The sequence below is a fragment of the Paenibacillus sp. FSL M7-1455 genome, from assembly GCF_038004655.1.
GTDB classification, from domain to species: Bacteria; Bacillota; Bacilli; order Paenibacillales; family Paenibacillaceae; genus Paenibacillus_AQ; species Paenibacillus_AQ cookii.
In genome coordinates this window covers 3707599-3730739 of sequence record NZ_JBBORO010000001.1, presented here as the reverse complement: position 1 = coordinate 3730739, position 23141 = coordinate 3707599, and the positions used below count along the sequence as shown (strand labels likewise).

The following is a 23141-nucleotide window of genomic DNA, read 5'->3' as shown; positions in this document are numbered from 1 at the left end:
TTGAGAGGAGACGTGAGCGATGTCGTGGACGTATCGGCACCGCAAGGCACTAATTATCACCGCGATCGCTATAAGCGTTTGTTTACTTGTGGCTGCGGTCATATATTCTCTGAAAAAGCAATCGGAGCAAGAGCAGAATCAGCAGCAAATGAAGGAACACTACGAAAGGCAGATCAAGGAACTGAAAACGATAGAGGAACAATCGCGCAGGAACGTCTGGACCGTGGCACGAACCATTCCGGCCGGAGGCACCGTCACGGCGGAGGATCTCCAGTCCGTCCCGATGCCCGCGAGTCTGGTGCCATCCGGGATGATTACTGAACGGGAAGCGGCCATCGGCAAAAGCGCCAAAATCGAATTGCAGCCCGGAACACCTCTGATGCCATCTATGCTGTACGAGAGCACGCCGATCCCGAAGGATTTGCGGGTGCAAGAATTTCATGTCATTCAACTTCCCTCCAATCTACAAAAGGGACAGTACATCGACGTGCGAATCAACTTCCCGACAGGAGAAGATTATGTCCTGTTAGCGAAGAAGAAAGCGCGGGAGTTGTCAGGAACGGTCATCTGGCTCGAAATGAACGAGAAGGATATTTTGCAAACGTCAAGCGCGATTATCGATGCCTACTTGCAAGGCGCACGGCTGTATGCCCTGCCGTATATCGAGCCGGGATTGCAGGAAGCAGCTGTGGTCAATTATCCCGCAAATCCGAAAGTGCTTGATTTGATGGAACATGATCCGAACCTGCTCGAAAAAGCGACAACCGAGCTTGCCCGCCAACTGCGAACGACACTGGATGACAATCTGAAAGCCATGAGCGAGTCGGACAAACTGCGCGTGACAAGCGGCAGCGTGACGGTTCAGCAGCAACTGCAAAACGAGCGGATTGTTACGCAGCAGGGCAACACGTTACGGGAAACGCCATCCGTGCCGCAACCGTCGGGCACAACGGCTACGAATGATCGCGAACCGCCGGCCGCGCATCCGCTCCCCTCCCCTTCCGGTTCGACAACGACGAATGGGAATCGACCGGAAGCGCCTGCGGAGTCAGCGCCATCTTCACCCTCAGGGGAGTCGCCCGGCACAGATAAACTGGAGAACATTTTTAACCAGTAAAGGAGGCCGTCATGAAAAAAGTCGTGTTTTTCGGCGCGCCGGACAAAAGCCACCTGCTCCTTGTGCTGGGCAAGCTGCTCACGGCGATGGAGCGAAAGGTGCTGATCGTGGATTCCACCCTTGCCCAGTCCATGCAAGGCTATTTGCCGCAAGTAGAATTCGGCGATTCGCTGCGGGAATTTGAAGGCATCGATGTGGCGACCGGGCTCATCACGCGAGCGCAATTGGAACGCTCCCTGCTTCAAGCCGAAGGCGAAGCGGCCTACGATGTCATGCTGCTCGACACCGATCACACGGAATTTGTGAAAGGACGAGAGTTGCCGGGCTATGACAAGCGGGTGTGGTGCAGCAATTATAGTCGGCTCGGCATGCATAAAAACGCGGAGCTGATGCAGCGGCTGTGCCTTCACGAAGCGGAGGGTCAGCCGCTTTCGTTTTACAAACTGATCACCCCTACCTTGCCGATCGCCATACCTGAGTCGTATTTCGATTCGCTGTTGCCGCAGCAGGCTGTACGCTGGGAGGATACCGTGTTCCGCTTTCCGCTGGACGAACGGGACATGTCCGTGGAGCTCGACAACCAGCATCATGGCCGCATCGACATCAGGCAGCTGACTGGAACTTATCGCCGGACCGTGCTCGACATGCTGCAACAGTTGTTTGATTGCGATGCCAAAACGGCCCGGCGGGCATGGGCGCGTGCACGAAAGCGCGCGTGAATCCGGTAAAGTCGCACGAAAGGAGATGAAGCAATGGGTTTTACCGTGGTGTTTTGGAGTCCGATTTCGGGACAAGCCGGTACGACAAGCAACCTGATCGCCTCCGCCGCGCTGCTCGGTCTTGAATATTCTTCGCGTCTTTTGCTGCTTGGGCATTTGCAAAGCGAATATGCAGCCATTGAACGCGGCTTTTATCCAAGGCGGACCTGGATGAACAAAGCGGACGTCTCATCCGATGTAGGAATCGACGCGCTGCTCAGGCTATTGCAAAACCGCAAGCTCGAACCGAAATTGCTTCGGGATTACACGCTGCCGCTGCTCGCCGAGCGCCTCGACATCCTTCCGGGATCGAACAAGCCGGACGTATCGTTTGTTTCGTCGGCACAGGACTGGCTCGTGCCGCTCTTGGAACTGACAAAACGCGCTTACGATCTGGTGTTGCTGGACGGCGGAAGCGGCAATTTGTCGGTGTGGACACAGGCGCTGCTGTGTCAGGCGGATTTGCTGGTCGCCTGTCTGCCGCAAAACATGCTCAAACTGGAGCAAGCTTTTTCGCTGGTGGAGGCGCAGCTTCAGTCCAACCGGAAGCATTTGCTTGTATTCGGACAATATGATCCTCGCTCCGCTTTGACCGTTCAAAATATCAAGCGCCAGTTCCATCGGCGGGAGCCCGCGTACCCGATTGTCCATAATACGGGCTGGCTGGATGCGACCCAACAAGGAGAAGCCGTCCGTTTTCTATTTCGCAACCGGCAGGTGCCGCGCGATCATGAAAACTATCCCTTTATGCAACAGGTGCGGGCATTGGCGCAGGCGATCATCAACAACGTCGGACGAAACAAGCCTCTTTTCGGCGGGAAGGAGGACGATGACCGATGATGTTCGCGCTGAACGCTTTGCTTCTGGCGGGCATCCTCATTGCGATCGGCGTCTTGCTCTATTTGCGTTTGAGCCGCCGCTTGCCGGAGCAGCCGGACGAAAAACCGGTCTATACGCTGGAAGCGATGACCGCGTTCGTGAAAGAGGCGCTGCACGAGATGACGAGCAGCAGCCTGATCGACTTCGGCTTGTCGGAAGAAGAATACCGCCGTCGCAAAAACAAGCGCGCAGAACTGAAGAAGGCGCTGCGGGGCTGCACGTCCGGAGATTTGCGGGACAAGGCGTATGTGAAGCAGGTCATCGCTGATTTGCTCGAGCAGCGCTACCATCTGGACGATAATAACCTGAATCGCCTCCTGCCGTTTGACGATCCGAAAAAATTATCGCCGCAAGATCAGTTCGACATTTTGCTCCATCTGTTTAAGAAACAACATCGATTGAGAGCACTGGACGAACTGATTCAAAAATACGAATTGGATCGCCCCAAACGGAGTATGGAAGACGAAGAGACCGAGTCGTACCGGATTACCGCCGACGAAATCTGCGACATCTACAAGCGGGAAGTACACAAGCTTCCCACCGAGGACAAAACCCAGATCGTTGTGCAGCGGATCTACCAGCAGTACAAAGGGTTTAGCGTCATCGACGAAATCCGTGACATGAAAATCGATGGCGTATCGGGCGGTGTTTCCGGCATCCCGCCCTCGATGTGGGAAGGCGAATGGAGCCTGGAGGAAGAAGCGCTGCTGCGCGAGGTGCCAAGGTCACATGACAGCGTGTGGCTGTTTTATAAAGGGAAATCCATTCATTTAAGCTTTCTGTCCTTCGGCTCGGAGCAAGAACTCCGGCGCGTGTGCCAGAACGTGTACAAACATAATTTTCCCGGCCAATTGTCCGAAGCGAACGGCTTTAAGGTGAACGAAATGGCCGATGGCTCCCGCGTCGTCGTGCTGCGCCCCCGGTTCAGCGAATCGTGGGCTTTTTTTGTGCGCAAATTCGATGTGCAAAACGCAGCGCTGGAACAATTGATTCAGGACGCCAACGCAGAGTTGCCCATTGGACTGATCCGATATCTCGTCATGGGCGAGCGCATCACGGCCATCACCGGCGCACAGGGCAGCGGCAAAACGACGCTCTTGATGGCGATGGTGCGCTACATTCCGGCCATCTTGCCGATCCGGGTGCAGGAAATGAGCTTTGAGCTTCAGCTTCGGAAAATATACCGGGAACGCAACATTTTAAGCTTGCGGGAAACGGAAACGATCTCCGGGCAGGACGGTCTGGACATCCAGAAAAAAACGGACGGCTCGGTCAATATTTTGGGAGAAGTGGCGACCGACCCGGTTGCAGCCTGGATGGTGCAGATGGCGCAGGTCGCTTCGCTGTTCACCTTGTTTACGCATCATGCCAAAACGTTCCGCGATCTCGTCTATTCGCTGCGCAACTCGCTGCTGAAGACAGGGGTGTTTACGAACGAAAAAGTGGCCGAGCAGCAGGTCGTCAGCGTCATCAACTTCGACATTCACCTCAGGCGGGACGCGGACGGACATCGCTACATTGAACGAATTACCGAATGCGTCCCGGTGGAGCAGGAAGCGGGCTACCCGGAGACGTTCCGCCACAAAACGACGACCGAGGAGAAAATGACGGCGTTCATGGAGACGATGCTGGAATATTTCCGCCGCTCGACGGACCGCCCGCTTTATGTCGCGCGGAACGTCATCGAATACCGGGACGGAAGCTATGTCGCCGTTCATCCGTTGTCCGAGCGAAGCCGCAAGGAAATCGCCGCATGCCTCGCCGGGCCGGACCAGGCGGCGTTCGAGGCGTTTTTGGCGGTTCACTGGGGGGATAGCGATGAAAATTGAATGGCTGTCCCTGTTGCTCGGCGCGGCGACGGTGCTGTTCCTCGCGATGGTGGCGATGTTTCAATGGGTATCCCGTCACGGTTCGGACGTGGAGGCCGTTCGGCGGTATGAAGCGCTGCGCAAACCAGGCAAAGCCCGCAAGAAGCAAACGATGTACAGCGTGTTGCAGCAGTTGTATCGCCTATGCGAACGCGTGCCGATCCTGCGCGGTTATTTGCTTCAACTTCGCAAACGAATGACCATTCTCCAGCTTGGCGACGAATGGAAGCTGCGGCTGGAAACGATGAAGACGGCGCTCCTCATATGGGGCGTGCTGCTCGCGGCGGCTGTTCCGCTGGCGCTCGGCGTGCGCGACCCGGCCGCGCTCGGCATGATTGGCATCGGCTTCTGGGTAGGCCACGGAATCCTTTCGGACAATCTGGTCCATCGGCTGGAGACGCGACTGCTCCGGCAACTCCGGCATTTTTTTTCGGATGTGCGTCATCATTATCATCGGCACGGCATGGTGGAAGAAGCCGTTTATGAAGCGGCGGACGGCGCGCCGTATGAGATGGCGCTGCACGGACACGAAATATACGAAGTGCTCACGGCAAGCGACGCCGAGCAGCGGCTGGCGCAGTATATCGAGAGCGCGCCGAACCGCTATTTGCAGGGCTTGGCCGGGCTGTCGCATCTGGTGAAGGAATACGGCGACAAACGAACCGCAACCGGTTCCGTGTACTTGAAGGCGCTTGGGAAGCTTGCGACCGAACTGAATCTGGAACTGCTGCGCCGCGAGCGCCTCAGTTTCCTGTTGCAAGGACTGACCGCCATCGCGCTGTTGCCGCTGCTGTTTACCCGGCCGATCGAAGCTTGGGCCAGCCATTACTTTCCGGCCATGGACGCCTTTTATGCGAGCACGACCGGCTGGATCGTGAAAATCGGCCTGATGGCGGTCGTATGGCTGTCCTACGTTCTGCTGAGGAACATTCAGGAACTGGACGTGAGTCCAAAACCAACCGGCCGGAAAAGATGGGAGAAACGGGTTTACGAATGGCCATGGATGCGCTGGCTTGTGCATCGTTTCGGTCCCGCCCCCGGTTCCCGGGAAGCTGACCGTATGGTCAAGCTGCTTAAAGACACCGCGTCGCCGCTTCGGCTGGAATGGCTCTATGTGCAGCGCATCGTGGCGGCGGGCATGGCTTTTCTGGCTGTGCTCGGGATGTTTATGGCGCTTCATGCCGCAAGCCGGCATCAAATCCTGTATGCGCCGGTAAAGCCGGGCATCCTGTTCGGCCAACTGTCGCCGGAGGAGGAAGCCAAGACGCGCGAGGCGGCGGCGCTCGATCGCCGCATCATCGATCGCGTAAAGGAGGTGAAGCATCGCACCGAAGAAACGGTGATGGCCCTGCTCCGCAGCGAATCGCCGATGACGGGCCAGGACGATCAGCTTCGCGCCGCGGCTCGGCGCATTATGGTCAAGCTCACGAAGCTGGACAATCATTATGTGAAGTGGTGGGAAGCGCTCCTCGCCGCTCTCGCGGGATGGGGCGGCTACGCCATGCCGGTCGGCGTTCGGTTGTTCCAGCGGCGCATGCGGCAGATGGAGATGAAGCATGAAGTGGATCAACTGCATGCCGTCATCGCCATGCTGGCAGATATGGACCGGATGTCGGTCGAGCATCTGCTCATCTGGATGGAACAGTTTGCCCGCGTGTTCAAGGAACCGCTGCAAACCTGCTTGCTCCATTTCGAACAGGGCGCGGATCAGGCGCTGGCGCAGCTGAAAGAGGATGCGCCGTTTGTGCCGTTCGTCCGCACGGTCGAAAAGCTGGAACTGGCTGCGCAAAGTTTGCCGATCCGGGAAGCGTTCGACGACCTGGAGTCGGAACAGGCTTACGCGCAGGAGCAGCGCAAACAGGAGTACGAGCAATTGATTGAGCAAAAGGCAGGCTGGGGAAAATGGATCGGGTTTGCGCCGATGATGGCCCTCATTTTCGGCTATCTGGTCATTCCGCTCGTCATCGTCAGCTTGCATCAGATGTCCGTTTACTACGAACAGCTTCAGCGCATTCAGTAAGCGGACATGTTGCGGCGCTTTCCAAACGGGAAGTGTCTTTTTTATTCCAAATTTCATTTAAAGGAGAGATCGGTTCATGTCGAACGCGCAAAAAGCACTCGTGATGGCGGCAGGCATTTTTCTTGCCATCGCGCTCATTACCCTCGCCGTCGTATTGTTTATTTCCGCGCAAGACTCCACCAAGGCGGCGCAAAGCAATTTCAGCAATATCCAGACGGAGCTGTCGCAAACGGCGTTTACGGTGTACGACAACACGACGTTGTCGGGCAGTCAGGTGGTCAACGCGCTGCGCAAGTTCAGTGATAAAGAAGAGTTCGGCATCCAGATTGTCACCGGGAAAAATCCGGCAGGTCAGTGGTACGGCAAGGTGATCAACACGGGTGTTCCAATCGACAGTGTGACCTACGGCTCAGTGGTTGGTGAAGCGCCGGGGCAACTGAGCCATGCGCTCGATGAAGCGAATATCAACTACGTCAATCCGAGCGGCAAATTTCGGGCGCAACTGGTGCACGATAGCAGCAACGTCATTCGCGGCATCGTGTTTCGGCAGCAGTAAGCGCCCTTACTGACATCACAACGCTGATGGGGCGTCCTTTCGGGTATAGACGGACGCCCAGTTTTTCCAAGGAGGAAGCCGATGGAACATGCCCCCAGAACGATGCTGGAAATGAGCGTGGCCTGTCTTCTCTTTCTGATGGCCGTAACAAGCGGACTGCTGCTCTTTCAAACCGGGGCCGCGCTGAACGCCACCGCCTATGTGTCGGGAAAGTCGCTGGATCGCAACATGCAGATGACGTTTTCGCCGATTGCCGGCGACGGCACCGTATCCGGCGCAGAGGTAGCGCAATCCATTGCCCGGCTGGAGACGGGAGACGCGGAAATTGTGGTGGACGGCGTTCGATACGCGCCGCCGCTCGATCGGGACCCGTTCGTCCCCGCCGGCATTCGCCTGAATGCCCGGTATACGGCAGTCGCCCAGCGGGATGCGTCCGGGCGGCTGCTGCGTCTCATTTTTGCTTTGCGCTAAGGAGAATGCCATGAACAGTTTCTCGAAAGTTTTCGCGGCGTTCATTGCCGTTCTTTTGCTCTACCTCTACCCCATTTCCGCAGCCTTCGACCAGCAGGACGATATTTCGGAGTTGGTCGTCCTGCGGGCGACGACAACATTTGTGGATGCGGTGCGGGACAAAGGCTTTGTGTCGCCGACCATGTATACGGACTTTATGGAGGCGATTGCGGCAACGGGTAACACCTTCGATGTGCAAATGGAACACGGCAGCAAAAAGTACGTGCCGGTTTATGACGACCCGACAAGGCCGGATACGTTTCGGGGCAGCTACGAAGTGCACTACGACCTATTTTACAACGCGCAGATTTTGCCTGTGCTGTTCCCGAACAGCGCGGCCGCAAAAGACGATCCGGCGAGACGTTACAAGCTGCGGGCCGGCGACACGTTTGCGGTCACCGTCAAAAATACGAACCGGACTCCCGGCACGATCCTGTTCGATTTTCTGAACCAGGCCATCAGTCCGAACGAAAAAATCTTCATTCCTTACGGCGGGGTGGTGCGCAATGAGGCTGATTGAATGGGCCATTGTCGGAGCGCTTATTTTTCTGCCGTTTGCGACCGTGAACCGGATCGAGGTCGAAACGCAGCGGAAGGCGCTACTCTCCGAGCTGCGCTATAACACCGCGCTGGATGCGGCGGTGGATGATGCTGCGCGGATGTTGACCGTCAATGCGAACCAGCAGCGGGAGACGCAATACGAATCGGCCAAGCGGGTGGCGCTGAACAAGGACGAGGCGATTGCCGCTTTTTATCGGACGCTGTACGCAAGCTTCGGCATTGCCGACGATCCCGTTGCGCAAGGCGTGTTGAGTCGGTATATCCCGGCTATTGCGGTGATTGGTTACGACGGCTTCTACGTCTATGCCGAGGAGGAGTGGACGGGAGCCGATGGGCACACGGAACAGAAACCGGTTTGGGGAGCGAAAAAGCCGTATGCTTACGCCGATTCAACGGGCAACAGCCTTTCGTTCACGCTGGATGATTTCGTCCTCGCTTACGATGCGATCAGCCGGAGCTGGCACGAAGGCTTGCGGGCCGACGTCGGGCAGCAGACGAATATTGCGTTATTAAAGGATGCGGAGCGATTTGAGCAGGTGCGCCGGAGCACCATCGTCCGCGCAATTGAAGACGAACTCGCGTACCGGATCAATAAACACAACGAATCGGTTTCCCGATTTGGTCTCTCCTACACGTTTACATTGCCAACGATTTCACAGGAAGATTGGAACAATACCGTGGATGACGTCGGGGTGCTTGCTTTCATCCAGGGCATTCCGATGGGAGGCAAGTTTTACAACAATTACGCCCTCGGCGGAAGCCGCTTGCTCAAGAAGCCAGAGATTGTCGGAGCCAGGAAAGGAAGCATGAAGGTGTATTACCGCAGCACATGCGGCTTTACTTATCCGGTGGAAGAGACGTTTTCCAGCGAAAAAGCGGCCGCGCAAAAAGGCTATATGCCGCTGGACTGTCCGGTCTCGCCATCTTAACGAGACGGCGATGTTTCGGAAAGTGGACACGCCGTCGGATCGGTTCTATGATGAACGTGTCAGTCGAAATCTTCCAAACTTGTCATGACCCCTATCAAGAGAGGAGCAAATGGCGTGAGAAAATGGATAATTGCAGGACTTGCCGCCGCGATGCTTTGCAGCTTGTTCACCGTAACAGCAAGCGCGGCGAGCCGACCTCCGTCTTTTGTCAGCGTCGTTATGGACGGACAAAAAATCTGGTTTCCCGATGCACAAGCATTTGTCGATGAAAACAACCGGACGCTCGTGCCGATTCGATTCATCGCGGAACAGATGGGCGCAAACGTAGGCTGGGAGCCCAAAACGATGACCGTACCGATTGAGCGGGACGACCTGCATATTGTGCTTACGATCGGCGATAGCAAGGCGCTCGTCAACGGCAAAGAGGTGGCTTTCGATTCGCAGGCGATCACCAGCGGCGGCCGGACGTTTGTCCCGCTGCGTTTTGTCAGCGAAGCGCTGGGGGCGGAAGTGAATTGGGATAGCCCAACATCGACCGTCTTTATTTCCACACAAGAAGAAGCCAATGAGAAGTATGATGAATGGGGCCGTCTGATTCGCACAACCCATTTGCCGAAGAACGCGAAAGATTACCCGTACATTCTGGCCGATGTGCCGAATGAAGCCTATGAAATGGCCTATCCCTACTCGCATCCTACGGACAGCAAGGTTTCATCGGTATTGTATTCAACCCTACCGGAATTCAATAAGAAAAACGTGGATATATGGATGAGCCGACTGAAAACGTTTGGCGCACTCTGGCTGAACGTAGATTACAAAACGATTGACAATTCTTGGGCGCAGGCGGTATTTGCCACGAAGGTGCAAAGCTCCAATGCGGAATTGAAATACATCCGGCGGTATGTGGATTGGGTTAAAGAAAACAAGATTCAAATTGAAGGATACCTTGATCCCGAGCCTTCCATGATCTATAAAGACGGGTTTGGAAATAATTATGTACGTTCCAAGTTCAGAATCAAATTCAACTCATTCACGGAAAGTAAAAATTTGCTGTACGATGAGCGGTTCCCCAATGACCGCAAATTCGATAAGCAGGTTTGGTACGAAGGTTACGCGGATATTTCTCTTTCCACGAATGTTGGCGGCGATTGGGGCAGTACATTGAAAGTCGATCCGGGAGCCAGTTTATTCCGCAATTATTTCATCAGAAAGGCGGACTCGGAATAGATGAAGAAAAACAAATTCATAAAATCGGCGTTGAGCGTGCTTCTGGCATGCTCTTTTTTATTTTCGGGTTTTCCTTTCGCAGCGAAAGCCGAAACCCCCAAAGTAAGAACGGAGGCAGGAAAAATCAGCTTTGAAATCACAAGTACGGCTGCAACATCGTCCATTAAATACAGAACCGTGGGTTGGACGGTGCGCCGTGACCAATTATGTACGAATACGGCGCCAAAACAGTGCGGCGATCCGAGAAGCGGCCAACACGCTTCTTTTTTGGATCAGCAAGTACGGCAAGTAGGACAGGAACCGAATCCGCCCATCCCCGGCCAGCCTGTCACGACCTATTACGAAGTCAGCGAGGCGCTCGTCACGGAAGGCATGTGGAAAGCGGGCATGGGCGACATCAAAGACAACGACGACTTATATTTGTATGCCATCATGGTGTCTATCGACGGAAACGGCAACGTGCGCAAAGGGCCCTTTTATACGCTGGACGAGATCAAGAGGGCCGAACCTTGGGCGCATCCGGACGACTTGGACGATTATTTCGGCATTCATGTGCCCTATCGAAGCGCGGAATTTCCGGTCGATGTGATTGCGAAAACCGTAGGCGGCAAAGTCATTCAAAATCCGGAAGTTACGTTTCAAAAGGGCAAGTACAAAGTCGGAGAAACGATCAATCATGAATTTCCCGAAACAATTGAGGACAATGGAAAAACGTATACGATCGTTCGCTCCTATTTATCGCCCAAGCAGGACCCGACGCGGAAAGACTGGCTGCAAGAAAATCCCGAAACGAATCCGAAGGTGCGAATGCGAAGCTTTACGGTGCATCTGGGCGGAACGGACGCGGTTGCCGAATATGCGGAGAACAATCCGGTGAAGGCCATCTATCAAAAAGAAGACGGCACCAAACTCAAAGAAGTGGACAAAGGCGTTTTCGCTACCGGGGATGAGGCGAATCATACGTTTGAAGGACAAATCACTTCCGGCGGTCAGACGTATGAAATCATCCGCTCTTACATTACGAACAATAACAAACCCGACGAAAAGCTATTCATTCAGGAAAAAGGAGACGCGAAGCTCCGGGAACGATCTATCCTGGTCGGATCGGGCGGTTCCAATTTCGTAGGCATTTATAAAATCCCCTCTCCGGTTACGGTGACATCCCGAATCGAAGCGCCGGACAATGTCGCTTCCTCAGTCACGACGGTGGACGGGGATTTTGTTTTTGAAGCCAAGTCGCAGAAGTCGTTGAAATCCTATGAGATCACCAGCATCGAGAACGCAACATTGGCCGTGCCTAGTGACAAATCCGGAGCGCTCAGCGGACTGACGGCCAGCAAGTCGCTACCGATCAAAATTCCGTTCGCTTCCGGCTCCAGCGTGACCGTCAAAATAACGGTCATCGTGAAAGATACGGACGGGAATACCGGAGACTCCACTTCGGATCATACAGTACGGAAAGGAGACGGTGGCGGGGAACCGCAGCCTGGCGCTTCCCAGCAGGCCGAAGTGATGGAGCCAAGCGTTTCAGCCGTCATTCAGGCGGATTCGCGCGGCGCAGAAAAATTTGATGTGCTGCAAGGCATTCCGACTTCAGAGAGCCTGTATGTGAACGCCTTAGCCAAATCGTACTTGTATCGCAACACGTTCACGGAAACGACCGGCACGAAGCAATACCCGATTCAGGTGAGCAAAACGTACACCCTCACCTGGACGGAGACGCATCCCGGCCCGCCCGATGCAGATGGGAATCCGACGACCATTACCGTTCCGCGTTCAGATACACAGACGGTCACCAAAAACTATTCGATTGAACGCAAGTACAGCTTCTGGACGATTCAAAATCTCGAAGTGTACGGCATTCAAAAGGCGACGGTCTCCAATTATGCGCTTCCTTCGGGAACGGTTACGCTGGAGCCGAATGGCTATGCGCCGCCAACCGTTTCCGCTGCGCATGATGCGTCGCTCAGCGCGCATATTACCGATCCGGTCTATACGAATGTGACGCTTCCCGGGCAAACAATTTCCGGCGGTTCCAGCCGTCCTCCTGTTCCGAATGAGGACTGGAGGTCAACTGCAGAAAGCGCCATCGGCAAGATCAAGGTGAAAAACGACTCGTTCGTTTTTAACGGAAATACAATCATGGACAACCGGACCGTCGAGGAAAAAGCGCCGACGCCGGGGGCGATACCGGCCCCGCCGATGGTCGGGCAAGATGTGCTGTATAGCTCAGGCTATGTCATTGACGCTTCCAAAACGAACAAAGCGAATCAACCGAGCACCGGCACTATCTTTTATACGCTGGTCAAGGGCATTGGCGGCGGGGAAAACAAGAGCTATCCGATCGGCGGCATCAATCCGGTGACGGTGCATACGCCTGTCGTCAATTGGGCGTCCGTATCCGACGACCAGGCGCATAATCAGAAAACGCAGCCAACCGCCGGACGTGCTGCGCTCATTCTGGACCGGCCCTTTACCGTAACGATTCCGACAAGCGGCCCGCACAAGGACATCAAGGGCTACGGCAATCGGGATTATGCCAAGTATATGAGGGACAAGCAGGTACGCTTTCCGTTCGATGTGTACAAAGCGGATCGTACGACGTTCGTCCCCAAGGACACGTGGGTGTCCATCCCGGTCGGCCAGTTGCAGACGACCTTCTACTTGCCCGTTTGGGTGGACGAGGGCCATTACGACGTGTTATTCCGAACGTTTGCCGAGAACAGCCCGGCTACCTTCACGTCCCAAATGAATGCCAACCTGGACTTGTCCAACCATGTGGCTGCGCAAGCGGTTCCAGTGGAAGTGATCGGACGTCTCTATGATTTCCGCATCACCGACATTGCCGATTTTGCATGGGAATCGGTGTTCCGCACCCAAAAGGGCAGCGCGACGCCGACAGGAAACGCCTATTGGGTCGGAACGAAAGGCATTGACGGCGCACCGCGCGGCAATACCCCACCTTACGTGCTGCCGGTACGGCAAGGCAGTCATCCCGAGAGCGGCAAGAAAAACGTAGCGGTCAAAACGGGTTACCATTTCAAATTCGAAGTCATGACGAAAGGCAACATGTTCGGCTCGGGCGACGGCATCCTCATTACACCGACGTTTTATTTTGTGGACAGCAAGGGGAAGAACAGGCAAGAAGTCGATCTGTACTATCATTCAGGCAGTCGGCGGTTTATTCGTATCGGCTCCAGCGACGATGCGGAGAAACGTTATGTGACGCTCGACGCTCGCCTGCGCAATGTGCCGAAGCAGGAGTTGACCGACACCGCCGCAACGCTTTGGTCGCTAAACGGTTCGCCCGGAGACAGGCAGACGTTTATCGATCAATATGTAAAGGATGCGCAGAAGCCGACCTATGTGGGCGGCTACGATATCATGCTGCTGCCGCCTCAGCTTCGGACGTTTGTCGGAAGCACGCAGGTGCCCTCCGGCATCGGTGCGGCCCGCGCCAACGCTTCGGTTCAGCGATGGCGGGGGGACTACAGTTTGCCCGCCGCGCCGTACGTGGTGCCGAAAGGCTTCAATCTGGCCGAGTACGGCCGCACGCACCGGCTGGACGACCATGCGCCCGTATTTCTAAAGGATGGGTATATCATCGTCAATTTCAACATCGAAACGATCCGCGATCAAGACTTGAACCATCCGCATCTGCAATACAAAAACGCGCCGCTGGACAATCAGTGGCGGATGGAAGGGTTTCAGCGCAGCTTCGTCGATCCATACGGGGCAACGTTCTCCCTGCTGGACGGCGACGTCGTCTTTTATCATGCCAATTTGTCCAGCTACGACGACTTTGGGACGGGAGGCACCCATTAAATTCACCAGACGGGAGGGATAAACATGTTGGAAAAGCTGCAAAGTGCCGCGCCAGAGGATACGGCTTATTTTTATTCCGCTTCTGCCGCAGAGGAGATCGAACGTGGCTGCATCGGCCACCTGCGCGGCGATTTTGGGCGGTCGGGCGAGGAGTTCTGGGTAACCTGGTTTCCCCGGCGCTCTCCCTTTGAAACGACTGCTTTTAAAGAAGAATTGGGTAAGGTCTTTCAAGCTATCGGCGATCAGAAGGTGCTGAAAAGCCGCCAGCATATGTTACGATTTTGCAGCGAGCATCCGGAGGCGCGCATCGGCGGTGCTTGGAGCACGGATGTATACGGGTTTTGCATGCAAACGCAGGATCACCGCTACTATTTGCGCTGCTTTCCCTTTGCCGGGGATTACAACTTTTACTTGTACTGCTATGCCCGGCCGGAGCGCTTGGTGGAGCAGCAACAGCAAGCGCCTTCCACGCCTGCCGCACAGAAGAAAAAAACGGAAACGCAACGATAGGAGGACGCAATGAACGATCTCACTCGTTATCGGCTGCTGGACGGAGCCTCGCTTCCGCTTGCGGCCAAGCTGGTGTACTGCTATTTACTGGATTTGGCGGGCGGAAAAAACAGCCGCGTGTGGCTTTCCTCCCGTCGGCTTGTGGCAGATATCGAACTTTCCCCTTCTATGTGTGTCGCAACCTAGAGCGAACACCTACCAGCCGGGAGGAAAAGAATATGCTGGAAAAACTGCAAACGGCCGTGTCGGAAGATGCGGCCTATTTTTATTCCGCTTCAATAGAGAAGGATACGAAACGGGGTTGCATCGGGCATCTGCGCGGTTATTTTGGCAGCAGCGGCGAGACGTTCTGGGCAAACTGGTTCGAGCATTTGCCAGCGCTAAAAACGCCGGCTTTCCGGGCGGAACTGGATGCGGTTGTGCAGGCACTGACGGAGCAGGGATGGCTTCAAAGCCGCAGCCGAATGCATCAACTTTGCATGTCGCATCCGGAGGCCCGATTATCGGGGGCGTGGCATTCCGGTGTATACGGCTTTTGTTTTCAAACAGAGCGCCATCGGTACTACCTGCGTTGTTTCCCGCATGCGGGAGACTACAATTTCTATCTGTACTGCTACGTCCGGCCGGAGCGTTTGTCGGAACGGTCGACGGAGCGTTAGCGTCTGCCGAGGAGGAAGCTTATGAATGATCTCACGCGGTATAAACTGCTGGTCGGAGCGAAGGTCCCTCCTGCAGCAAAGCTGCTGTACAGCTACCTGATGAACCGCGCGGGCGGGCGGCACGGCTGCGTCTTGTTGTCCGGCAAAAAGCTGGCTTTGGAGGTGGGTCTCTCTCCTTCCACTGTCCGCCGAAATCTGCATCGCCTGCAACTTATTGGACTCATTCGGATTACGGCTCGTTATTCCGAAGAAGGCATTCGCCTGGCCAATCAAATCACGTTTCGGTAAGGGAGGTGCTCTCGTGACAGCCAAGTTGCAGCGCATCGTCGAACTGGCTGCCGGCACGGCTCGCACGGTGACGAATCAGCCTGACCGCTGGGCGGATTTTTTGCGGACGGCGGCCTGGAACTATAAATATCCGTTTCAGGATCAACTGTTGATCTACGCACAACGTCCGGACGCGACGGCCTGCGCGCCGATTGAAGTTTGGAACAAGCGGCTGGATCGCTGGGTGAAGCGCGGCGCAAAAGGGATTGCCCTGATCGAAGATCGGGGCAACCACCTGGGCCTGCGCCATGTGTTTGACGTATCGGATACCCAGAGCAGACGCCAGCCGCAGGTGTCGCTTTGGCGGTTGCAGATCAGCGATACGGCTCATGTGATCGAAACGCTGGAAAATGCGTTCGGCGCGCCGGACGAGAGCGAACGGCGTGCGGATCTGCCTGCCGCGTTGCTCACTGCTGCGCGGAATGCGGTGGATGACAACAGCGCCGATTATGTGGCGGAGTTGATGAAAGAGCGGGAGCACAGTTTGCTGGAGGACCTGGATATTTCGCATGTGGAGTTGTTGTTCAAGCAAGCTGCCGAAACGGCCGTCGCTTACATGGCGATGATCCGTTGCGGACTCGATCCCGCACCTTACATCAGCACCGAGGATTTGTCCGGCATCGGGTATTTCAACACGCTTCCTGTGCTGTCCCACTTGGGCGCAGCGATCAGCGATGTGTCCGAGATGATGCTGCGGGAAGTGGAATCGACCGTCCGGGCGCTGCGCCGGGATGCACAACGTGCAAATAAGGGGCAGTCGCTTCATACCCTTGCAAGACCCGATTCCTTGCCGCACAATGAAGCTACCCAGCAAGAAAGGAAGGATGAACATGGAACTGACGTACACGCCGCAAGGGGATTATCTGCTGCCCAACCTGACGCTGAGCGAAGCGGAGACGACCATCGGGAAGTACGGGATGATGCGCAAGACGTTTCTGAAAACCGAGCGGAAGGGCATGTACGCCCATCTGATGTTGTCGGGGCAGTTGAACCAACATCTGGCGGACATCGACCGGACGGCGCGGGAGCAGATCGACCGGACGATACAGGAACTGCTCGCGTCTCACCCGGCACCGGACAAGGCGAGCGATCCGCTGGGCTGGACGGGACATATGAACAACCTGAAGCAACAGGCGGAGGAACTGATTCTGGCGGAACTGATTTATCACTAAAATGGTACGACCGGGAAACGGAGGACCGAAGTCTTCCGTTTATTCATGACCACGCCATCATCAATGACATGCTCCGAGCCGCGCCGCTGCGGGAGAGCAAGTCGGACATCGCAGCATTTTTCCTCGCTCATGAGGATGAGCGCGAGCGTGTGTTATATGTGCGCGGTTTGTTTCCGGCAGGCATCACCGAACTGACGCTGGATGAAGGGGTGCAGGCCGGGTTTGAACCGTATCGCAACGTTTTGCATCTGTGGACAGGTACAGCGGAGCAACGAACGGCGCAAGGCTTTTACGATTGGGGCGTCATCGCCGGGCATATCGCCAGCATGATGCTGTTGAACGAATTTGACTTGTCAAAAAGGACAGAACCATCCATCGAGCAACAGACGCTGTGGATGGAACAAGCGGAGGACGCAAAAGCCTCCGCTTTTTTCATGCCGCAAGCGGTCATTGACGCCATTTTGCAAAACGGCAGCGGTTTTGAGAACGGCAAGTATCGCATTGCGCTGCATTTCATGCAGTCGCTGTCCGCACAGGAGAACGCCGATTTTCTGAAACGGGAATACGGGACCGGCGGACGTCTTCCCGCGCTGATCGGCACGGATATTCACATGAATTATGACAGCAAAGGCATCACGCTGACCCGCGGCTCCATCATGAACTCGGATACGCGAGTCGTGCTGCCGTGGATGAACGTGCAGAAACGTATCGGCGAACTGCTGGCAGCGGGTCGTTACTTGAACCGGCAGGAAGCCGAGCGGTTGCCCGCCTTTGCGGAGCAGCAGGAGGAAAAGCTGCGGCTGCAAGGGGCGGAATTGGCCAGGTCCGATGTGCCGCAGCCGGATGTATCGCCCTCGGTGGGGTCTCCCCACCCGGAAGCGCAAGCGGAACAGGAACACGCGCCGGTGAACCGGGAACGGGCGCACTACGGTTATGACGCGGGCAGCACGGTCTGGATTGGTGCGGACGAATATGAAATTGTGCAGCTGGAGCAACGAACAGTGGTACTGCAAGACCGTCAGTTCCCGCTCTTCATCAAAGAGTTGAATCGCCGGGATTTTGAGCGAATGCTGCGCGAAAACCCGCTGAACGATCATCTGATTACCGGAGAACAGGAGTCGGAACGGACTGACGAAGCGGCATGGGAAACAGCGGAAGATGCGGTTTTACCGGAAGAGCCGGTGACGGAGGGGCCAGAGCCCATATCGCAGCCAGACACTTCCCTTTCCCCTGATCGTGCGGCCGGCCGCGCCGCGCCAGCCCACCCGTCTGTCCCGGCTGTCAATTACCGGATTACGGATGATGAGTTGGGGCATGGCGGCGCAAAAACGAAGTTCAAATGGAACATGGAAGCGATTCGGCTGCTGAACAAGCTGGAGCAGGAGCAGCGGCAAGCGACAGCGGACGAGCAGGCGGTGCTGGCCCGCTATGTCGGATGGGGCGGTATTCCGCAGGCGTTTGACGAAGCGAACACGCAGTGGGCAACCGAATATGCGGAACTGAAAAATGTGCTGGAGCCGGATGAATATGCTTCCGCTCGCGCGTCAACGCTGAATGCCCATTATACGTCTGTGACCGTCATCAAAGCGATGTACGAATGTCTGGAATCGATGGGGTTTCGCAGCGGCAATATTTTAGAGCCCTCTTGCGGAATTGGCAATTTTTTTGGTTTGGTGCCGGAGTCGTTCCAAGGCTCGCGGCTGTTTGGCGTGGAACTGGACAGCATTACCGGCCGGATTGCCAGGCAGCTATACCCGCAGGCGTCGATCGCGGTCAGCGGTTATGAACAGACGAATTTGCCGGACAGCTTCTTTGATCTCGCCATCGGGAACGTGCCGTTCGGCGGTTATGGCGTGGCGGATAAACGTTACGACAAGCACAAGTTTCTCATCCATGATTACTTTTTCGCCAAGACACTGGACAAAGTGCGTCCGGGCGGCATCATCGCTTTTATTACATCCAAAGGAACAATGGACAAGCAAAACCCTTCGGTTCGCAAATATATTGCGGAACGCGCCGAACTGCTCGGAGCGGTGCGTCTGCCGAGCAATGCGTTTCTGGCCAATGCCGGAACCGAAGTAACCGCCGACATTATCTTTTTGCAGAAACGGGATCGCATGGTCGCCGTCAGCGAGCAAACCGAAGCATGGCTATCCCTTTCCGAGACAGCGGACGGTGTTCCGGTGAATCGTTATTTCGCGGAACATCCCGATATGGTGCTGGGCACCATGGTTTTTGACGACCGGATGTACGGCAACCGCCAGGAAACGTCCTGCAAGCCATTCCCGGACGCCAATCTGGATGAACTGCTGCGCGAAGCGTTGTCGGGCATCCATGCCGAGTGGGTGGAACTGGAACGGGAAGACCAGCCGGAGGAGGAAGAGCCCTCCCTCCCTGCCGATCCGTCTGTCCGCAATTTCAGCTTTGCGCTGGTGGACGGGGATATCTACTATCGGGAGAACAGCCGGATGCGCCGTGTGGACACGTCAGCTACGGCAGCAGGTCGCATCAAAGGAATGATTATGCTGCGGGACGCCGTGCGCGAGCTGATCGAGTACCAAACCGAAGACTATAGCGATGAGATGATAGAGCAGCAACAGCGAAAGCTGAATGCGCAGTATGACCGGTTTACGGCGCACTACGGCCTGATCAACAGCCGCGCCAACAGCCTTGCTTTTTCGGACGACAGTTCCTACTTTCTTCTTTGCTCGCTGGAAATCATCGACGAGGAAGGACGGCTGCTGCGCAAGGCGGATATGTTCACCAAACGCACCATCCGTCAGAGAATCCACGTTGAACAAGTAGATACTGCTTCGGAGGCGCTTGCGGTTTCCATCGGCGCAAAAGCTCGTGTCGATCTGCCGTATATGGCGCAGCTAACCGGCATGACGGAAGATCAGCTGATTAAGGAGCTACGCGGCGTCATCTTCCCCAATCCCGAAAATCTGAACGAGGAAGGAAAGCCGATCTATGAAACCGCGGATGCGTACCTGTCCGGCAATGTGCGGGAGAAGCTGCGTGTGGCCAGACAGTTTGCCGCATACGATGCCGAACGTTACGGCGAAAACGTCAAAGCGCTTGAAGCGGTGCAGCCGAAAGACCTGGACGCCTCCGAAATTGATGTCCGTTTGGGCGCAACTTGGCTGCCGTCGGAAGACATTCGGCAATTTCTGTTTGAGCTGGTGGACACGCCGCCGATGTACCAGACCTACATCAATGTCATGTATTCCGAATATACGGCTGCCTGGAACGTCAAAGGCAAAAGCGATGACCGCAGCAACAATATCAAGGCGAACGTCACGTACGGCACCAACCGCGTTAATGCGTATAAAATTCTTGAAGATACGCTGAATTTGCGGGACGTGCGCGTATTTGACACCGCGTATGAGGACGGCGTGGAAAAGCGTGTGCTGAACAAACAGGAAACGGCCATCGCCCAGCAAAAGCAGGAGATGATGAAAGAAGCGTTCCGCGACTGGATATGGAAAGACCCGCAGCGGCGCGAACGGCTGACCAGGCTGTACAATGACCGGTTCAATGCCATCCGTCCTCGCGAATACGACGGAAGTCATATCCGATTCACCGGGATGAACCCGGAAATCCGGCTCCGCCGGCACCAGGTCAATGCGGTTGCCCGGGCGCTGTACGGCGGCAACTCCCTTTTCGCGCATTGTGTCGGCGCAGGAAAAACGTTCGCGATGACCGCCGCAGCGATGGAGAGCAAGCATTTGGGACTGTGCAACAAGAGCATGCTGGTCGTTCCGAACCATCTGACCGAACAGTGGGCGGCGGAGTTTTTGCAACTGTATCCGTCGGCGAATATTCTGGTGGCGACCAAAAAGGACTTTGAAACGAAAAACCGCAAAACGTTTTGTGCGCGGATCGCTACCGGCGATTATGATGCGATCATCATCGGCCATTCGCAGTTTGAGAAAATTCCGATTTCAACAGAGCGGCAGCGACAGCAACTGTACGAGCAGATTTCGGAAATTACAAGCGGCATCCGGGAACTCAAGGAAGCCAGAGGCGAACGCTATGCGATCAAACAGCTTGAAAAAACGAAAAAGACGCTGCAGACCAAGCTGGAGAAGCTGAACGACACGAGCCGGAAGGATGATGTCGTGACCTTTGAGGAATTGGGCGTAGACCGTCTATTCGTGGACGAAGCCGACTCGTACAAAAACCTGTTTCTTTATACGAAAATGCGCAATGTGGCCGGACTGTCGCAAACCGAAGCGCAAAAGTCGTCGGACATGTTTGCCAAATGCCGCTATCTGGACGAACTGACCGGAGGCCGGGGCATCATCTTTGCGACGGGCACGCCGATCTCCAACTCCATCACCGAGATGTACACGATGCAGCGCTATTTGCAATACGAGCGGCTCAAGCGGCAGGGATTGCAGCATTTTGACGCTTGGGCTTCGACATTTGGCGAAACCGTCACCGCGATCGAGCTTGCGCCGGAAGGAACGGGCTATCGGCCGAAAACCCGGTTTGCCCGTTTTTACAATTTGCCGGAACTGATGAATATGTTCAAGGAAGTGGCCGATATCCAGACGGCTGACATGCTCCAGCTTCCCGTGCCGAAAGCCCACTTCCATAATGTGGCCGTGCCGCCGAGCGACTTTCAGCGCGATATGGTCGCGGATCTTGCCCGCCGCGCCGAGCGGGTGCGGGCGAAGGAAGTAGAGCCGCATGAGGACAATATGCTGACGATCACCAATGACGGACGCAAACTGGCGCTCGATCAGCGGCTGGCGAATCCCCTGCTTCCTGACGACGAAGGCAGCAAGGTCAGCGCCTGCGCGGATAACGTTTACCGGTATTGGGCGGAACATCAGGAGCAGCGTTTGACCCAGTTGGTGTTCTGCGATTTGTCCATTCCGAAACAGGATGGTGCCTTCAATGTGTACGACGAGTTGCGGCGCAAGCTGATGGAGAAAGGTGTTCCTGCCGAGGAAATCGCCTATATTCACGACGCCAATACCGAGGTCAAGAAAAAGGAACTGTTCGCCAAAGTACGCAGTGGCCAAGTTCGGATACTGCTCGGATCGACGTTCAAGATGGGCGCAGGCACGAACGTGCAAACGAAGCTGATTGCCCTTCACGACCTTGACTGCCCCTGGCGTCCGCGCGATTTGGAGCAGCGCAGCGGGCGCATTATCCGGCAAGGCAACCAGAACAGCGAGGTGCATATTTTTCGCTATGTGACGGAGAACACGTTCGACGCGTACCTTTATCAAACGCTGGAAAACAAGCAGCGCTTCATTTCGCAGATCATGACCAGCAAGTCTCCGGTCCGTTCCGCCGAGGATATCGATGAGACGGCGCTCTCCTATGCCGAAGTGAAGGCGCTGGCGACCGGCAACCCGTACATCAAGGAGAAAATGGACCTGGACATCCAGGTATCCAAACTGAAGCTGCTCAAAGCCAACCATTTAAGCCAGCGCTATGCGCTGGAGGACCGCCTGCTCAAAATGTTGCCGCAGCAAATCAAGTCTACGGAGGAACGGATCGCCGGCTATGAACAGGACGTTGCTTTGTATACACGATCTTTGGCATCCGAGGCGGATGGGGCAGATAAATTCCCCGGCATGACGGTCAAAGATTACACCTACTCGGAGAGGGCGGCAGCGGGCGCGGCTTTGCTGGACGCTTGCAAGGGCATGACGTCGCCCGATCCGCAAGCAGCGGGAAGCTATCTTGGCTTTTCCTTGTGGCTGTCCTTTGACAGCTTCCATAAGGAATACAAGGTTACGCTGCGCGGCGCGCTCGCTCATACGGTGACGCTCGGAGCGGATGCGGGCGGCAACATAAGCCGCATCAACAATGCCTTGTCCGACTTGCCTGTAAAGCTGGAGCATGCCCGTGAGCAGCTTGCCACCTTGCGGCAGCAAATGGAAACGGCGAAGGAACAAATCGCGGCTCCATTTGAGAAGGAGCAGGAACTGCAAACGAAAGCGGCGCGGCTTGCGGAATTGAATGCGCTGCTCAACATGGACAAACGGGAACACGAAGCCGTGGACAGCGTGCCTGATGATGAACCGGAAGCGCCGGAACGGCGGGTGGTGGGCCGTGAGCGATAACGGTCTGACACCGTCGTTCCTACCCCTGAAAGGGAACTTCTTGCTGACCATTACGGAAAAGAACATGGTATCGGTGCGAGCATTTCACAGATCGAAGATATGCCCGTCCGTTAAAGGTAAAATCACATGATGAATTG

Annotated in this window: 18 protein-coding genes; 17 read left to right on the top strand and 1 reads right to left on the bottom strand. The window is 55.6% G+C overall.

Annotation, left to right across the window (positions count from 1 at the left end; genetic code table 11):
• Window positions 1-19 precede the first annotated feature (19 nt).
• The 15 genes from NYE48_RS17075 to NYE48_RS17005 all read left to right on the top strand — a co-directional run bounded on the left by NYE48_RS17075 (window position 20) and on the right by NYE48_RS17005 (window position 15707).
• Window positions 20-1117 (top strand): SAF domain-containing protein, encoded by a 1098-nt coding sequence (locus NYE48_RS17075; protein ID WP_251536378.1) that lies wholly within the window; start codon window positions 20-22, stop codon window positions 1115-1117.
• A gap of 11 nt (window positions 1118-1128) precedes the next feature.
• A complete protein-coding gene (locus tag NYE48_RS17070) occupies window positions 1129-1836 on the top strand; it encodes a hypothetical protein (RefSeq protein ID WP_062410475.1) in 708 nt (235 codons plus the stop codon).
• Between the two features lie 33 nt (window positions 1837-1869).
• On the top strand, window positions 1870-2715 hold the full coding sequence (locus NYE48_RS17065; RefSeq protein WP_062410476.1) for a ParA family protein: 846 nt from the start codon (window positions 1870-1872) through the stop codon (window positions 2713-2715).
• The gene (locus tag NYE48_RS17060) at window positions 2712-4583 is read left to right on the top strand and encodes an ATPase, T2SS/T4P/T4SS family (protein ID WP_251536379.1); all 1872 of its coding nucleotides are present in this window, start codon (window positions 2712-2714) and stop codon (window positions 4581-4583) included. The genes NYE48_RS17065 and NYE48_RS17060 overlap by 4 nt, the downstream gene beginning before the upstream one ends.
• Window positions 4573-6642: a hypothetical protein gene (locus tag NYE48_RS17055; protein ID WP_251536380.1), complete on the top strand. Its 2070-nt coding sequence runs from the start codon at window positions 4573-4575 to the stop codon at window positions 6640-6642. The genes NYE48_RS17060 and NYE48_RS17055 overlap by 11 nt, the downstream gene beginning before the upstream one ends.
• Window positions 6643-6718: 76 nt before the next feature.
• Entirely contained in the window at window positions 6719-7198 is a 480-nt protein-coding gene (locus NYE48_RS17050; RefSeq protein WP_041052829.1) for a hypothetical protein, read from the top strand.
• An 81-nt stretch (window positions 7199-7279) separates the two neighbouring features.
• Window positions 7280-7669: a hypothetical protein gene (locus NYE48_RS17045; protein WP_062410479.1), complete on the top strand. Its 390-nt coding sequence runs from the start codon at window positions 7280-7282 to the stop codon at window positions 7667-7669.
• Between the two features lie 10 nt (window positions 7670-7679).
• A complete protein-coding gene (locus tag NYE48_RS17040; protein WP_062410480.1) occupies window positions 7680-8228 on the top strand; it encodes a hypothetical protein in 549 nt (182 codons plus the stop codon).
• Complete coding sequence (locus NYE48_RS17035) at window positions 8215-9198, top strand: hypothetical protein (RefSeq protein WP_062410481.1); 984 nt, start codon at window positions 8215-8217, stop codon at window positions 9196-9198. The genes NYE48_RS17040 and NYE48_RS17035 overlap by 14 nt, the downstream gene beginning before the upstream one ends.
• Before the next feature lie 114 nt (window positions 9199-9312).
• Window positions 9313-10425, top strand: coding sequence for a copper amine oxidase N-terminal domain-containing protein (locus NYE48_RS17030; RefSeq protein WP_062410482.1), 1113 nt, complete (start codon window positions 9313-9315; stop codon window positions 10423-10425).
• Window positions 10426-14250 (top strand): DUF5704 domain-containing protein, encoded by a 3825-nt coding sequence (locus NYE48_RS17025; RefSeq protein ID WP_235594203.1) that lies wholly within the window; start codon window positions 10426-10428, stop codon window positions 14248-14250.
• A 24-nt stretch (window positions 14251-14274) separates the two neighbouring features.
• Entirely contained in the window at window positions 14275-14760 is a 486-nt protein-coding gene (locus NYE48_RS17020) for a hypothetical protein (RefSeq protein ID WP_062410483.1), read from the top strand.
• Window positions 14761-14769: 9 nt separating this feature from the next.
• Window positions 14770-14946: a hypothetical protein gene (locus NYE48_RS17015; protein ID WP_160327402.1), complete on the top strand. Its 177-nt coding sequence runs from the start codon at window positions 14770-14772 to the stop codon at window positions 14944-14946.
• 32 nt (window positions 14947-14978) lie between these two features.
• Entirely contained in the window at window positions 14979-15419 is a 441-nt protein-coding gene (locus NYE48_RS17010; RefSeq protein ID WP_251536381.1) for a hypothetical protein, read from the top strand.
• A 21-nt stretch (window positions 15420-15440) separates the two neighbouring features.
• Window positions 15441-15707, top strand: a complete 267-nt coding sequence (locus tag NYE48_RS17005; protein WP_251536382.1) for a helix-turn-helix domain-containing protein — start codon at window positions 15441-15443, stop codon at window positions 15705-15707.
• Here the strand turns inward: NYE48_RS17005 and NYE48_RS17000 are convergent.
• The gene (locus NYE48_RS17000) at window positions 15694-16278 is read right to left on the bottom strand and encodes a hypothetical protein (RefSeq protein ID WP_340999540.1); all 585 of its coding nucleotides are present in this window, start codon (window positions 16276-16278) and stop codon (window positions 15694-15696) included. The genes NYE48_RS17005 and NYE48_RS17000 overlap by 14 nt on opposite strands.
• Before the next feature lie 199 nt (window positions 16279-16477).
• On the opposite strand from NYE48_RS17000, the gene NYE48_RS16995 reads away from it, so the two are divergent.
• Entirely contained in the window at window positions 16478-16918 is a 441-nt protein-coding gene (locus NYE48_RS16995) for a TnpV protein (protein WP_340999538.1), read from the top strand.
• A gap of 68 nt (window positions 16919-16986) precedes the next feature.
• On the top strand, window positions 16987-23004 hold the full coding sequence (locus NYE48_RS16990) for a helicase-related protein (RefSeq protein WP_340999537.1): 6018 nt from the start codon (window positions 16987-16989) through the stop codon (window positions 23002-23004).
• Window positions 23005-23141 lie beyond the last annotated feature (137 nt).